Genomic DNA, 15,796 nt, shown 5'->3' with positions numbered 1-15,796 from the left:
TTTTGTTTAACCTAAAGAAATTTTTATTTATTATTATATCTTAGTTTAGCTATTTACGATAATTGAACAATTTTTATTTGGTCTAGAATTTTTCGTTACCTTCTTAGATTACTAAATCGTAGTGTTTTGCCTACATAATCTGTAGAATAAGAAGATTGAAAACAACGCTAAATCCAGATAAAATTAAGAATAATATCAAGTATTGTACGATTTATTTTACTTTTATTTATCCATAAAAACTTAAACAAAACGCTACTGATTCACTGTCAATGGATTACATGGCCATTTCAGTTAGTTTAGAAAAGTTAAAATATGTTAAGTTTTTTTATTAATCAGGTAATATCACTTGTCAATTGCAGAATAAAGACTTCGACGTATCTGTAAACTTGCTGGAAATAGCTTTCTATCCTAATTTCAATGATCTCTACTAATTCACAGATAAAATGAACGTTTTTTAAAACAGTTTTTTTATTTAAAAAATAATGTAAGTTATACTTTTCTAATGCCCATGAAAATAAAATCAACCACTTCTTTTTCTAATTCTACTGGGTTAATTTTTGATTCATCATCGACTATTTTTCGGTACAGCCATCTTATGGAAGAAAGGATTGTAAAAGCAATTATTTCAATATCAATAGCTCTAAACTGCCCAATCTCAACACCATCTTTTATAATATGAACGAGTTTATTCATATATGCCGTTCTCTCTTCAATAAATTTTGAAAGTGCTGGTTCCTTAAGGTGTCTCCAGTCGTTTTCCAAAAGCGCCAACTCGTAAGGCCTATTGACGGCCAATTGTACATGTTTCGAAACTACTAATCTCAGCTTTACTTCAGGAGAATAAGAGGAATTAACAACATTATCAATACCATCATGAAACTCTTTGGTAATATCTGAAATATAGGTGTCAAGTAAGGAATCTTTGGAGTCGATATAATTGTAAACATTGGCAACTTCAAAATTTAACTTTTGCGCAATGTCACGAAGGGTGGTACCTTTAAACCCCTTCTTATGAATTAACTTCAGTGATTCTTCAAAAAAGATTTCCTTTTTAGTTTTTTTCTTCATTGCAATTAAGAACCCAAATATCAACTTTTCCAGAACAGGAAAAATTGCATCCCAGATACACAAATATATATTATGAGTTTAACATTTGTGAATTATTTTTAATTTAAATGAAATAGCATAGAATAATATAATATTCTAGTGATAGAAAAATTAAGCGCCTATAAGTCAAATAAAATCTTTTGCTAATGTATTTCTTTTGGTTTCAAGTTGTGCTAAAAAAAAGGGCATCTCAAATTAAAAATGAGATGCCCTAACCATCAACCGAAAAGCACTAACACTACCATTCTAAAACTCTAAATCTAATTCTTTGCTTAGATTATTTTATACTGTTCTAAAGTTTTAATTCCTATAATTTTTTATGCTGTTAATTCTCTATAAAATATACTTACAAAATTCTTTAAACTATTATTGACATTTACCGGATTATGATAACCACTCAACCAAATTACGTAACCAAATTGTAATGTGAAGGCTATATTGACTTTTTCAAGCGTGTTGCAATTTTAAAGGTAACTTCAGCAAATTTTTGGGTAAATAACTCTTTATTCTCTATGATAATTACCTTTTTTAATTCTTCAAGGCATAGGGCGAAGTCAGCTTTTTCTGAGTTTGAATCAAAAGTAATTAGATTAGAGTTCTCAGAAACCAAAATATAAGTGTTTATAGCATTACTCTTACTGCTATAAAAATTTGGGTTTTTCTTTATTATTTTCACAACTTTTTCTTTACTTAAACGGAATTTGGTTTCGGAGACATTCATTTCTTTTGGTTTTTAATTCTTTTCTTAGTTGTTCATTACTTCTTAAAAATCAAACTTTATACTTCTTATTTCATTTGTTAACTAGGCAATTTTTAATGGCTCATTATAAAGAAAAAAGTCGGTGACTATCTCTTGTACCGCTTTAACAGTTAATGGCTTTAATCTTACTTTATCTATAATCTTCATTTTTCCTGCTTTTTCCCTATCTTCTGTACTTAGTGATGTTGAAAGCAAAACAACTATCGAATTCTTTTTTTCTACATCACTCATCTTTTCAAACTTTCTTAAGAATTCCCAACCGTTTATATTCGGCATATTGATATCGACAAAAATTAAATCGGGGGTTAATGGAGTTACAGATTTCAAATATGCCAGTGCTTTAACGGCACATTGAAATTTCAAGATTTCATCAGCAAAATTCACTTTTGTAATAAATTTTGTGTGAATAGTATTGGTTGCCCCATTATCGTCTAATAGAAGTACTGTTTTTAGTTTCTTCTTCATCATATTTTTCCTTTTATTAGTTGTCATTGTCATCATCCTCGAATTTTGTATCAACCATTCTAGTCTTAGTGGCGTTAATTTTCTTGAACTTCAAGTCAGTATCTTTTTTGTCATAATCAAAGACAAGAAAAGTTTCTGAATTCATTTTATCCAAATTCTTAATTGAATCGAAACGATTGTTTTGTATTTGAAAAATTCGCAAACTTGCTAATTGACCAAGCTCTTCCGGAATTTCCCCATTGAGCTGGTTATTCGCGAGCACAAGTTCTTTAAGCTTAAATAAGTTTCCAATTTCCGAAGGAATAAAACCATCCAAAGAGTTTTCGAAAAGTCCCAAAACCTCAAGATTTTCAAGCTTACCAATTGTATCTGGAATTGCACCCCTAAAATTATTGCTGGAAAGGTTCAATACTTTAAGCTTTTTAATTTTTCCGATACTTGGTGGAATTTCACCTGATAAAAAATTATTAAATACCGTAAATTCAGTTAAGCTTTCAAGGTTACCCATAACTTCTGGCAGCCTCCCTCTAAGGCGATTCATCTCAAGCTTTAACACTTCTAAATTCGACAACATCATTAGGTTTTGGGGTATCTCACCGCTCAATTTGTTAAAGGCAAGATTCAAGGTTTTGAGCTGAGTAAATTCTTTAATGCTTTCGGATATATTCCCAACAAGATTGTTATTAAAAAGATTGATTGATACCACATTGCCCTCGTTCACCGTAATACCATACCACTCGGAAACAGGTTTCTCTAAGTCCCATTTATTAGTCCATTCTTTCCCATTTGTATTATCATAAAGTTCAAGAAGTGCTATATGTTCATTATTTGTAATTTGTCCAACAACAAAATAATAGCAACTACTAAGTAATAGGGTAAGTAGAGTCCTTTTATAAAATTCCTTTAGTAAGCTATTTTTTTTCATTTCGTTGAGTTTTAATCATTGAAGTCTTCAAAGTGCGATTCGGCCAAACCAGTCTTAATTATCTTATCATGAATTTCAACTTTTTCCCGATTTGGATAAATAAGCTTCCCCTCGAATTGAAAAAGGGAGAAGTTCTTGTTATCGATATTTGAAATACCGTTCTGTCTCAAATCAATTTTGTTACCTTGTAATTGAAGTAATTTCAAATTCGGAAGCTTCAATATATAATCTGTGTACTGTACCGTTAATTTATTCTCCGCTAGCGTAAGAGTTTCAAGATTCAAGAGTTGGCCAAAACTACTAGGTATCTTGCCCTCGAAACGATTATTGGATAATTCCAACCGCTCTAAATCCAATAGATTGCTCAAGGCTTCTGGAAGGTGGCCTGACAAAAAATTATTTGAAAGAAACATCCATTTAAGATGATCTAGTTCACCTATGGAATTGGGAATGCTTCCGCTCAAGCTATTGTCAAATAACTCCAATATTGAGAGCTTTTCAAGACATCCAATATTATTAGGTATTGAACCGGTCAATTTGTTTCTTCCTAGCCGTAATATTTCTAAGTTTTTTAGAAGTACTATGTTTTCTGGAATATTCCCCTGTAGTGAATTAAAGGCTAGGTTTAATTCCTTCAAATATTTAAGCTTTCCAAGAGAAGCTGGAATTTTCCCTGTGAGATTGTTATCAAAAAGCGAAATAGATACCACTTTCCCCTTCTCTAAACCAACACCATGCCAGGTTGAAACGGGTTCTGATAGCGGCCATGGTTTTATCCATTTATCTCCCGAAGTAAATTTGTATAAATCCAATAAAATCTTCCTTTCATTATCAGAAACATTTCCATGAATAGTTTGAAAAAGAACTAAGAAAAAAGGTAAAAGGTAAGTCAATCTGATTGAGACATTCATGATTTTAATGAGCTTTTTGATGAATACTAGAAAAGTCAAGTTTTAATTATTTTAGAATACTACTTTAAACGTTGTTCCTCTATTGGGTTCGCTTTCAACACAAATAGCTCCGTTCATAACCTCCACTTGTGTTTTTGCTAAATAGAGCCCCATACCCCTGCCATTTGATGTTCCACTAAGTCTTCCATACATATCAAAAATGCGTTTTCTTTTTTCCGAGTTGAGATCCATGCCCTTGCCGTTATCAGCAACGATAATTTCCATTCCCTCCTGTGAATTGGATTGAGAAGTTATCTTTATATGGAGAGGTCTGTCTTCTGCTTTGTAATCAATGGAATTCATAACCAAATTGAATAAAATATTAGTAAAATAACTTTTTATGCCCTTTACTTTTGGGGCTTTCGAAAGGTTATACTCTATAGTGGCTTTAGAAGCGTCAATATGAATTGCAAGTAGATGCTCTATATCTCTGAATACTTTTCGAAGATCTACTTCTTCGAAATTCTTTTCTTGAATGTTTTTTAATGCAAGTGAATAATTCAAGTCTTTGATGGTTCGATCCAAAGTTTCAACAGTTGTTTCTATGCTTGGTAAAATCTCAGCATTTAAAGATTCATTGCCCGGTTCTATGATATCAACTAAACTTTGTAAAGTAGCTATGGGCGCTCTAACATTATGAGAAATAATATAGACGAAATTTTGGAGTTCATTATATTGCCTGATGTTCTGTTGACGTGCTTCTTCAAGCTGAGTAACATCTTGAATGGTACCAGCCATTCTTGAAGGTGTTTCGTCTTCTAAAAAGTAAGCTTTTCCCTTTTGATGAACATATCGAATACTACCGTCGGGCATTACTATACGATGTACTATATCGAGCAAATCTTTTTTCGTGAGGCAATTTTCAACACTTACCCCGAAAGCTTCTTGGTCTTCAGGATGAATAACGTTCATTAAACCTTCATAGTTTGCTTCAAAAGTTTGGTAATCAAGACCAAAAACCTTGTAAAGTTGATCAGACCATTGAATTTCATCAGTAACCATATTCCAGTTCCAATGCCCGATATTTGCTATTTCCTGGGCTTCTTTTAAGAATCCTTCTTTTTTCTCGAGTTCTCGATACATTTCAACACGCAGTGTGATGTTTTTTCTAAAAACACTACATCCAGAAACAGCTTTGTTTTTATCATAAATTGGATGAAAAGAGAGCTCGAAATATTGAGTTCGATCATCTCCATTTAATTTAAAGTCCGTTTCAAAACTTTCACCTGCTAATGCTTTCTCGTATAGCTTTTTTTTAATTGAAAAACTTAACATTGAGTAATTCTTTGAAAGAATACTATCACCTATCTTAGGAGAGTTACCGCCCTGATATTTCATTAGTTTAGCAAAAGAAGAGTTAAAGGCTAATAATTTGAAATCAGAGTCAATGGCCCAAATCAAGTCAGATGTATTCTCTAGTATCGAAGTACTTTGTTCGGCTTGGCGGTTAAGTTCCTCGAAATTTACACGTAATGTTTCCATTATTGGTTTAGCCAAAAATTTATATAAACCGACTAAGGTTAATGTAAATGATATCATCGCAAGCGTTAAAAAGTGCTTCAAATTTTCAAAACTTTGACGACTTGTTAAATCTTTAGTAATACTATCATTTTGCGCTTCGTTTAGAAATACTACCATACCTATGGTCAAAAAAATCACAAGAAATCCAGCCAGAAAAAAGCCAAATATTATGGTTTTTCTGATGTGAGCGAAAGACACATTTTGCTGATTAAGTGTGTTTTTAATCATTACTTACAATCTTAAGGTGATGTAATAATTCAACTATCTACCTGATTTTCTTGACAAAAAAATGTTCTAAGCAGAAATTATTCCCTTCTGTTTAATGAAATCCAATAGTTGAGTTTCTTTCAATGGTTTGGTTATTATTTTTCTTACAATAGGATACTCCAATCCCTGCTGTATTTCCTTTTCATCAATTGATGAACTTACCATAACCACATCAACTAACTCATTGTTCACAGAAAACAGTGAAAAGGCATTTAAAAATTCAAAACCATTCATTTCAGGCATATGGATATCAAGTAAAACCAATATCTGTTTCTCATCTGCCAAAAGCTCTAGATTCAATTTTTTCAATGCCCTTAAAGGATTGGTAAAACTTTTGATTTGAGGTGCAACACAAATTCTTTTTAACAAGTGTTCATGAACAAGATTTGCTGTATTATTGTCATCAACAATATAGACGGTATCATAAGTGAATTTTTGCATAGGACATAATTTTTAAATATGAATGTATCGCTCTTAAATCGCTTTGTTTAAAGGTTCTAAAATAACTTTCAAGTCATCAATTTTCACTGGCTTTGTCACAAAACCCTTAACAAATTCAGGGTATTCCAGCGCTTTTGCTCTATCCACCTCAGAAATGGAAGACGTTGCGATGATAACATCAATCTTACAAGGAAAATGCTCTCTTACCATAATATCCAAAAATTCAAACCCATTCATTTCAGGCATATTAACATCAAGCAAGATTAAAATTTTTGTAGCTTTATCGAGCTTCAAACGAATGTCTTTCAGGGCATTTTCAGGATTGATAAATATGTTAATATTCTCCCCAATTTGAAGTTTTTTAAATATTGCCGAATGGAACAGATTCGACATGTCGAAGTCGTCTACTAGAAAAATTTGGGAATATTTCTTACAATTTTTTAAGTCAGGCATATCGATAATTTATATATACTTACTAACCAATAATTAACTTTAATAAATATATACATTAACAACTGTTAATCAAACAATTTGTTGTAAAAACCCTTAAAAATGTTGTAGGATATTCTGATTTTTGATGTAAGTAAAATAGAAATTGCTTTGTTTAAGAACAGCTCAATCAGTACTTTTTAATTTTTTAATCTTCCTATTTTAGGCTTTTCTTCTAGCAAAATAACTCTGTTGAAGTCTGTCTACAACGATTAAATTCACACCTAATAACATCTAAATAACACAAGTACTTAAATGGATTTAGTAACTTATACCATCCTTATTAGTACGCACATTACGAACATCCTTAACTATCAATTATGGAAACAAGAACATTTTATATCAACCGTAGGAGCTTTATTAAAGGTACCTCCGCGGCTTTAGCCCTAAGCTCAATAGGTGCTTACGGCTTTGAATCTTCTTATCGCGATAAGCCATGGAGGGTTGGCCTCATCGGCTGTGGGTGGTATGGTACAAGTGACTTGTTCAAAATAATACAAGTAGCCGATGTTAATGTGATTGCTGTTTGCGATGTAGACAAGAACTTTTTAGAAAGTACTGCGTCACAGGTAGCAGAGCGGCAAAAATCCAAGAAGAAACCAAAAATGTACGGAGATTATAAAAAACTCCTCGCGGAAAGCAAATTGGATATCGTTCTTATCGGTTCCCCTGATCATTGGCATGCCCTGCAATGCATAGATGCGCTAAAAGCCGGATGTCATGTTTATGTTCAAAAACCGATAAGTGTTGATGTATTAGAGGGAGAGGCAATGGTAGCTGCCGCTCGGAAGTACAACAGAGTTGTGCAAGTAGGTACGCAACGTAAAAGCACTCCACACCTTATTGATGCAAAAAAGACGATTGTAGATGCCGGACTTTTAGGAAAAATCAAGCATGTTGAAATGTGTTGTTACTACCATATGCGAGCCAATGATAATCCGCCATTACAGGAAGTTCCAGATTTCTTGGACTATGAAATGTGGACAGGCCCAGCTCCTTTACGACCTTACGACGGACTTCCCCATCGCAGATGGTGGCGAACTTTTATGGAATATGGAAATGGCATAACCGGAGATATGTGCGTACATATGTATGATACGGTTCGTTGGATGTTACAACTAGGTTGGCCAAAAAAAATAACGGCAACTGGAGGGATATACGTTCAAACCGAAGGCAAATCGAATATAGCGGATACACAAACTGCAATTTTCGAACATGACGAGCTTAACTGTGTTTGGCAACATCGCACTTGGGGAACTCCCGCAGATCCAGAATACCCTTGGTCTTTTAAATTATATGGTGAAAAAGGAGCTCTCTCAGGAAGTACAATGAAAGCTGATTTTGTTCCATATGACAAAGATTTGGAACCTATTCATTTTGAAGTCCTTTATGAAAAGGAAAAATATCCTGAAGATTTAATTGAAAAGGATAATGAGTTGAATGCTGCTCCCGCTACTCGTAGACATATGCTAGACTTCATAGATGCCATCAACAATAATTCAAGACCTATTGCGGATATTGAGGAGGGTCATATTTCCACAGCAAGTTGCATCTTAGCAAATTTGTCGATGGATTTAGGTCGTGCATTAGTTTATAATCCAATCACTAGAACTGTGGTTGATGACCCTGAGGCCACAAAATTATTGCAAAGAACCTATCGGGATGGTTATGAACATCCATATCCAGACAAGGTCTAAACCTTACTTCAAATTATGGTCTTTAAGCAAATTCTATCCGTCCCATTGATTTTATAAAGAAAGTTATGAGATTCAATCTCGTTGGTTATATTTATTTACTTCTTTCCTTTTACGGAAATGGACAAGGAATACAGAACAATTTTAAACACCTTAGCCTTGAAGATGGTTTGTCCCAATCTTCCGTAGCTCCAATTATAAAAGATAGCGAAGGCTTTATGTGGTTTGGCACTGAAGATGGGCTCAATAGGTACGACGGTAGTAATTTTAAAGTTTATAGGCATCAACCGAACGATAAAGAAAGTCTTAGTAACAGTTATATTCTTTCTATTATGGAGGAGAAAGATGGATTTTTATGGGTTGGTACAAAAAATGGTCTGAACTACTTTAATCCTAACACCGAAAAATTTCAACGATTTCTCCAAAATTCCAAAAACTCAAAAAACTCAGGTAGTCAAAGTATAACCTCTCTTGAAAAGGATGCCGATGGAAACCTATTAGTAGGAACAGGAAATGGACTCTATAAGTATGACGCGACCTTAGGCTTCATTCCCATTCTTCCATCGAACAGTAATGAACCCTATCATGTCGTTTCAACGGCCAAAGACAAAGAGGGAAACCTTTGGGTACATACTACCGAGACACTTGAAAAATTAAACTATAAAAATGGAAGATTTTCGGAACCCATTATCCAAATGTCTTTCGAAAAGTCATTTGATGGAGATTTGCTATTTGACGAACAATACTTGTGGGTTGCGACTGATAAAGGTATTACGAAGTTCAATACAAAAACCAAAGCATCTAAAAAATTTAACTTCTTTGGCCTTCAAAATTCGATTAAAGGATCAACCAAAATCTTTTGTGTTAGAAAAGCTACAAATGAAAAGTTATGGCTGGGGTCAATTGGAAATGGACTAATCTTGTTTGATAAAAAAACAGGAAGCTTTCAAAACTATGTACACGATTTAAACAATCGTCGAAGCCTAAGCTCAAATGCCGTAGGTTCTGTATTTCAAGATGAAACCGGAATACTGTGGGTAGGAACGATTTCTGGAGGGATTAACAAATATGACCCAAATCAAACTAAATTCGAACATTTCAAAAAAGAACCTGGTAATGAAAATAGCCTTAGTGATAACTCTGTGCGTGCATTGCTTCGTGATCGCGATGGCGACTTATGGGTGGGAACCCACAAGGGGCTAAATCGAATCGATGCCAGTTCTGGAAACAATATTGTTTACACAAGCACTCTTGGTAAACCTTCCACAATCTCCTCAAATGTGGTTCGCTCCCTTGCTGAAGATTCTGATGGAACAATTTGGATAGGAACTTGGGACCATGGTTTGAACAGTTTTGATAAAAAATCAGGGATTTTCAAACGATATTACACGCTACCAGGGCAGAAAGATTCCATCAATCATGTTCCCGCGCTGACAACTGATATTCATGGTAATTTGTGGGTTGGTGCAAACGGTTTGTGGAAATACGACCCCAGAACAAAACAATCCAAACGCTATCTAACTCATAAAAAAGGTAACCATCAATATTACATAAGAAGCTTGTGCTTCGATAAAAAATCCATTCTTTGGATTGGGACCAACGAAAATGGTCTCCTTCGCTTGGATACTTCATCGGGAGCTTTCACACAATTTCTTCATGACCCTGCGGAACCAAAATCTCTTGCCAACAATAGCGTGGTTAGTCTGGCACTTGATAAACAGGGTTATCTCTGGTCAGGTACTTATGGGGGCGGACTGAATATTTTTGACCCATCTAACGAGTCATTTAAACATTATGATACTCGAAATGGTCTGGTAAATGATGTAATCTATGGTATTTTAATTGATTTGCAAGGTTTTGTTTGGTTTACCAGCAATGCAGGTTTATGCAGGTTTGATTCTAAAAATGAAGTATTTAATTATTTTGGAACGGAATACGGAATTCAAAGTGAAGAATTTAATGCGGGTGCATATTATCAAAGTGATTCAGGTGAGTTCTTTTTTGGAGGCATCAATGGATATAATGCCTTTTACCCCCTTTCAATTAAAAAGGAAACGAAAACAGAAAAAATCGTATTTACCTCTTTCGAACTGCCCGACGATAGAAACAATTTAGACCTCAACACCTTTTTAGACAAAAACATATCAAGAGCCGAAAGAATCTCCCTTCCATATAACCGAAATACCATTACGATAAAGTTTGCCGAACTCAACTACTCAAATAATCTTGACCATAATTATGAGTACCAGCTTCTTGGTAATGATGAACAATGGCATAATTTGGGCAGAAAGCAAAATATCACCTTAAGTGGTTTAAATCCGGGAAGTTCTACACTCTGGGTAAGGGCTCACAACGATTCTACCCAAGGTGCATCAATTAAAATAGCTGTTAGCCCTCCTTTATGGCGAACAAATTGGGCATATGCAGCTTATTTGTTGGCCGTTGTTTTAGTTGGTACCTTCTTTTTCAGAAATCGTCGAAGGTTTGAACAAAGGAGAAGGGAATTCGAATTGAAAATAACCAACTGGGAAAATGAAAACGGATCGACTGTAACTCCAAAAAGCACCTTAGCCATATCCTTGCAGGAAAAAGATGAAGAGGTAGTATCAATGGATCAGAAATTTCTAGATCGAGCCATTCAAATTGTGGAAGAAAATATTGGCGATTCTTCCTTCGACGTGGAAAAATTTAAAGACGAAATGTTTATGAGTAGGTCAAAACTTCATCGTAAACTAAAATCAGCGACCGGTAATTCAACTACCGAATTTATCCGTTTGATTCGACTCAAAAGAGCGGCGCAACTTCTTAAGGGAAATACAGGAACTGTTACCGAAATTGCTTATAAGGTTGGTTTTGAAAATGTCGGTTACTTTTCAAAATGTTTCAGTGAGACATTTGGTGTTCCCCCTTCCCAGTATAATCCCTAGTACACTCCTAGCCTTCAATATTTTGACACATTTATGTAAGAAACTGCAACATATGTGTTCGTGAGCATAGACTCCAATTTATAATTTGGTGGTGACATTTAGTAAGCCTAACCATAAACCATCCAATGAGTAATTCAAAGTTCACCCTACTCTATCTCTTAGTAAATATTTTCTGTTTTGATCTATTCCCTCAGTCCACCTACAACAAGGCAAAATTGTATTTAAATGATTATAGTATAGTTAATGTCAGGAAACTGAAAATCGGCGATATGAAAGCTTCTTTTTACAATAAGGCCACCGACAAATCAGAAACGATGCCCCTTGACAACATTAATCTGAGTAGGGTACAAAAAACAAGTCATATTTGGGAAGGCGCAGTCTATGCTGCATTAATAGGGGCTTTAACAGGGCTGCTTGTTGATATTGATGAGGATACTTTTGGAAGGCCTAACGTGGTAACTATTGAAGAATATATTGGCATCACCTCAGCAGCCGGGGCTTTTGGCGCCATTATTGGATCATCCTTTCCAAAAAGGAAGCAAATTTACTATAGAGGAGAATTTCTAGGTCTAAACTTACCCATGAATTTAAATTTTAAAACTCAAAAAGATAAGGTCCGTTAAAATAACCATACCATTATGAAACAAATACTATTTATACTTACCCTATTACTTTTCCTTTCATCAGGTATCTGCAACGCTCAAAAATGCAAATATCCTAACAAAATGCGTAAAATAGCTCAAAAACATTTTAAGGAAGCAGAGATAACTAGGGCAACCAAATTCAAACCGATTTTCAAAAAGTTCAGTAAGGCCGGAACGGGTTTTTTCGTTCAATCAGACAAAGGGTATTACCTCGGTTTTGTACTTGTAAGAGAATTGGGAGTTAGAATCGATCTTAATGATGACAACCCTATACAGTTACAGTTCGTAAATGATAGTATTCTTACCCTCTATCCAGATAAGTCAATACCAGGAAAATTTACATTACCAGTAATGACGGAGTACAATAAGGCCTATTATAAAGTTGACGAAAATCAGATAAACCTACTGGCTTCCAATTCTATTAAACACATAAAAATATACTACACTTTACAGAAAGAGACCTCCGACTATGATCGCACCGTCGATGACCTTGGAATGTTCATAGATTTTGAAGTGCTAAAAGAAAACTATCAATCTAATTTGATTGAAATTGCGAGTTGTATTCTTAAATAAATAAACCATGAAAAAAACGCTTCACGCCATATTTCTTATCCTCATATTTATTGTGCTACCAATTTCTTGCAGTAAAGATGGTCCAGGAGGGGGTACATGTACCCTCGAATGTGGTGGATTTCGATTTGGCACTTCTTTTACGGTTAAATCGGTAAGAAGCACGGAAGAAGGTTGTCGCCAAATGGCCGCCGAACCTGAAAATGGTGATTGTACTATTGGATACTGTCCCTCAACTGGCAATGTTGATGACTGCATTAGAATAAAATAATCATATGAAAAATCACATCCTATTAGTTATTTTTTTGATAAACTCCTCTTTGGTTGCTCAGACGTCCAAACGTGACAAACCTAAAATAGTAACTTTTGGTTTTGGAATGAGTATTGGTATGGAGTCAATGGATAAAACGATTGCAGAAGATGTGGGCATTTCAGCTATTGGGGGGACTTGGATAGATTTTCGAGGAAGACTGAATTTCATTAAATATATCAATCTCGATATTGGATGGAGCGGATCCAATTTCAAAGACGAGCTTCCCTTCAACGAAGCATTGGTTTTTACTTCAGGACAATTGTCCGGCTTGCCATCAAATGGAAAGTCGAAAATATCCTCTAGCGGGATTTATTATTCAATTGGCGGAAGAATACCGATTACTAAACAGTTGCAGTTCAACGCGAACTACGGCCAACGCAATTTTTCCGCCGAACGTTCAATTCCCAATTGTTCGAATTGTAATGAAGTTGATTTGGATTTGGATGCGGGAAACTATATTAGAGCAGGGTTATCATGGCTAACGTTTAAAGCGGCTAATAGTATATTAGGTGAATTTGATTTGTTATATACCCATCATTTTGAAGGTTCCTTCCAATATTCGGTCACATTGGGGTTTTTTGTCTATTTGTGATTTTAAGATTCTACATAAAATCATCTTTTTGGAGCATATTTAGGTTATTTGCAAGCTGATTTTGTTCCATATTACAAAGATATTGCACTTATTCGGTTTGAAGAATTTCAATAAAAAATTTCAAAAACGGAGTTTCTTTGCTATATTTCGAGATTACATGCGACTGGTCTATAAATTCAAATAATTATTCGGTTTTATCGTTGTAAAACCTATGCAATCAAAGAAATTCTCCCCTCTGCTAGTATGCTTTTTAATAGCCTATGGCCTTTATGCACAAGCTCCTAACGATTTCAGGTCTCAATATCCTGATGAGGATGTAATTACTATCTCTTTAGAAAAACATATTGAAATAAAAGAAGTACGAGGTAAATTAAGCATTAGCCAAAATGTTCATAAACAGAATTTATTCTTAACCACTAATACGCTTCGCCACACCGAGGATAGAATCAGCTATAACACCTTCAATCGTGTAGCCGAACTAAAGGCACATACGTTGAATCAGTCAAATGGTAAACCAAAAAGATATCCGGTAACTGATTTTATCGACAAAGATGTTTTGATGAACAATGTTTTCTTTAATGATCAAAAAGAAAAGAAAATTATTTATTCAAATGTTGAAGAGAATTCAATCACAGATTTAGAATATAAGCTCAGTATAAATGACCCACATTTTATTCCTCCTTTTATTTTTGGAAGCGGCATTCCAGTTGTGAATGCAAAAGTATCCGTAGAATTTCCAAATAACGTAAAGGTCTCTTTTAAAGAGTTTAATCTGGATACGGTAAATTCCAAGTTTGAAAAGAAAGAGCTTAACGGAAAAACAATCTATAGTTGGACGCTAACCGAAATACCTAAATTAAACAGACATTACGATTTTTCTCCTTTATTCTATATTCCCCAAATAATCGTATTTATTGACTCTTATGAGCATCGTGGTCAAAAAATTCCGGTTTTAAATAGTTCTAAGGATTTGTATCAATGGTACACTTCCCTAACGGAAAAAATCAATAAAACCAATCAGGCGGAACTCCAAAACATCACCAAAGAACTCACAAAGAATGCATCATCCGAGGAGGAAAAAATAAAAAACATCTACTATTTCATTCAAGACAGAATCAATTACATTGCATTCGAAGACGGTCTTAATGGATTTATTCCCAGAGATGCCGCTAAAGTATTTGTAAATAAATATGGCGATTGTAAGGATATGGCAAATATTCTAAATGAAATGTTACACTATGCCGGAATCGATTCGCATCTCACTTGGATAGGAACACGAACAAAACCATACTCGTACAAAGATGTTCCTACGCCCGTAACTGACAATCATATGATAACAGCGGTTATAAGCGAAAATAAAGACACACTTTACCTAGATGCCACTGCGAAGTATTTGCCGTTTGGTTATCCTTCTCCCTTCATACAAGGTAAAGAGGCACTTATTGGGCTATCAACCACTGAACACAAAATAGCCAATGTGCCTGAGGTAGCCGCAGAAAAAAATAAAATTATTGTCCTAAACAAACTTAACATTGAAAATGAAAAACTCGTTGGAACCCATACCACAAAATTGAACGGCTATGAAAAACTGGGCATCATGCACCGCATTGAAAATAAAAGCAGGGAAGATCTTGATTTTCTCTACTGGAATCTAAAATTAGGGACAAAGCAAACTTCTTTTTTCAATATTGATTATCAAGATATGGAAAGGGCCAAGGACACTCTTACCATTAGCTTTAATTCTGAGACCAAAGGATTTATCAAGAACATTAACGGGAAGCTTTATGTCAAACCCAACATAGATCACCATATGCTAAATGACTTAGTTAAAGATGAAAGCAAAGCCTTTGCAAAAAAAATAGATCATAAATCCAACAAAACCTTTCATACGGTTTTACAGATTCCAGCGGGATATGATGTTGATTTTATTCCTAAAAACGAGGTTTTTGAAAATGAACAATTCAATTATTCGATTACCTATGAAAAACTGGGCGATGAAATTATCATTCAAAAACAAATAACTATTAATACTTTAAAGATTGATGTTGAAGCCATGAATCAATGGAACACCTTTATCAAATCTTTACTAAAAGCAAATAAAAAGACCATAGTTCTTCAACAAAAAGCCTAA

15 protein-coding genes are annotated in these 15,796 nt (G+C 34.4%); 7 read left to right on the top strand and 8 right to left on the bottom strand.

The window, feature by feature from the left end:
- Window positions 1-489 precede the first annotated feature (489 nt).
- The 8 genes from FEE95_RS09105 to FEE95_RS09070 form a co-directional block, all read right to left on the bottom strand.
- A complete protein-coding gene (locus tag FEE95_RS09105; RefSeq protein WP_138657634.1) occupies window positions 490-1,068 on the bottom strand; it encodes a TetR family transcriptional regulator in 579 nt (192 codons plus the stop codon).
- A 472-nt stretch (window positions 1,069-1,540) separates the two neighbouring features.
- A complete protein-coding gene (locus tag FEE95_RS09100) occupies window positions 1,541-1,828 on the bottom strand; it encodes a hypothetical protein (RefSeq protein WP_138657633.1) in 288 nt (95 codons plus the stop codon).
- A gap of 81 nt (window positions 1,829-1,909) precedes the next feature.
- Window positions 1,910-2,335 (bottom strand): response regulator, encoded by a 426-nt coding sequence (locus FEE95_RS09095; RefSeq protein WP_171037018.1) that lies wholly within the window; start codon window positions 2,333-2,335, stop codon window positions 1,910-1,912.
- Between the two features lie 13 nt (window positions 2,336-2,348).
- Window positions 2,349-3,257, bottom strand: a complete 909-nt coding sequence (locus tag FEE95_RS09090; protein ID WP_138657631.1) for a leucine-rich repeat domain-containing protein — start codon at window positions 3,255-3,257, stop codon at window positions 2,349-2,351.
- Window positions 3,258-3,268: 11 nt separating this feature from the next.
- Window positions 3,269-4,168, bottom strand: a complete 900-nt coding sequence (locus tag FEE95_RS09085; RefSeq protein ID WP_138657630.1) for a hypothetical protein — start codon at window positions 4,166-4,168, stop codon at window positions 3,269-3,271.
- A 51-nt stretch (window positions 4,169-4,219) separates the two neighbouring features.
- Window positions 4,220-5,956 carry an ATP-binding protein gene (locus FEE95_RS09080; protein WP_138657629.1) on the bottom strand — a complete coding sequence of 579 codons (1,737 nt, stop codon included), beginning with the start codon at window positions 5,954-5,956 and terminating at the stop codon, window positions 4,220-4,222.
- Window positions 5,957-6,022: 66 nt separating this feature from the next.
- Window positions 6,023-6,436 carry a response regulator gene (locus FEE95_RS09075; RefSeq protein ID WP_138657628.1) on the bottom strand — a complete coding sequence of 138 codons (414 nt, stop codon included), beginning with the start codon at window positions 6,434-6,436 and terminating at the stop codon, window positions 6,023-6,025.
- Between the two features lie 33 nt (window positions 6,437-6,469).
- Window positions 6,470-6,889: a response regulator gene (locus tag FEE95_RS09070; RefSeq protein WP_138657627.1), complete on the bottom strand. Its 420-nt coding sequence runs from the start codon at window positions 6,887-6,889 to the stop codon at window positions 6,470-6,472.
- A gap of 356 nt (window positions 6,890-7,245) precedes the next feature.
- Here FEE95_RS09070 and FEE95_RS09065 point away from each other — a divergent pair, with 356 nt between their 5' ends.
- The 7 genes from FEE95_RS09065 (at window position 7,246) to FEE95_RS09035 (ending at window position 15,796) form a co-directional block, all read left to right on the top strand.
- Window positions 7,246-8,622, top strand: coding sequence for a Gfo/Idh/MocA family protein (locus tag FEE95_RS09065; protein ID WP_138657626.1), 1,377 nt, complete (start codon window positions 7,246-7,248; stop codon window positions 8,620-8,622).
- Between the two features lie 65 nt (window positions 8,623-8,687).
- Window positions 8,688-11,546, top strand: a complete 2,859-nt coding sequence (locus FEE95_RS09060; protein ID WP_138657625.1) for a two-component regulator propeller domain-containing protein — start codon at window positions 8,688-8,690, stop codon at window positions 11,544-11,546.
- Window positions 11,547-11,671: 125 nt separating this feature from the next.
- On the top strand, window positions 11,672-12,169 hold the full coding sequence (locus tag FEE95_RS09055) for a hypothetical protein (RefSeq protein ID WP_138657624.1): 498 nt from the start codon (window positions 11,672-11,674) through the stop codon (window positions 12,167-12,169).
- A gap of 15 nt (window positions 12,170-12,184) precedes the next feature.
- On the top strand, window positions 12,185-12,763 hold the full coding sequence (locus FEE95_RS09050) for a hypothetical protein (RefSeq protein WP_138657623.1): 579 nt from the start codon (window positions 12,185-12,187) through the stop codon (window positions 12,761-12,763).
- Between the two features lie 7 nt (window positions 12,764-12,770).
- A complete protein-coding gene (locus FEE95_RS09045; RefSeq protein ID WP_138657622.1) occupies window positions 12,771-13,031 on the top strand; it encodes a hypothetical protein in 261 nt (86 codons plus the stop codon).
- A 4-nt stretch (window positions 13,032-13,035) separates the two neighbouring features.
- A complete protein-coding gene (locus tag FEE95_RS09040) occupies window positions 13,036-13,665 on the top strand; it encodes a hypothetical protein (RefSeq protein WP_138657621.1) in 630 nt (209 codons plus the stop codon).
- A gap of 211 nt (window positions 13,666-13,876) precedes the next feature.
- Window positions 13,877-15,796 (top strand): DUF3857 domain-containing protein, encoded by a 1,920-nt coding sequence (locus FEE95_RS09035; RefSeq protein WP_138657620.1) that lies wholly within the window; start codon window positions 13,877-13,879, stop codon window positions 15,794-15,796.

Origin of the sequence: Maribacter algarum (ex Zhang et al. 2020) (genome assembly GCF_005885635.1) — a bacterium.
GTDB lineage: Bacteria > Bacteroidota > Bacteroidia > Flavobacteriales > Flavobacteriaceae > Maribacter_C > Maribacter_C algarum.
Note: the sequence above shows the minus strand (reverse complement) of the source record. Positions and strands in the feature narration are given on the sequence as shown.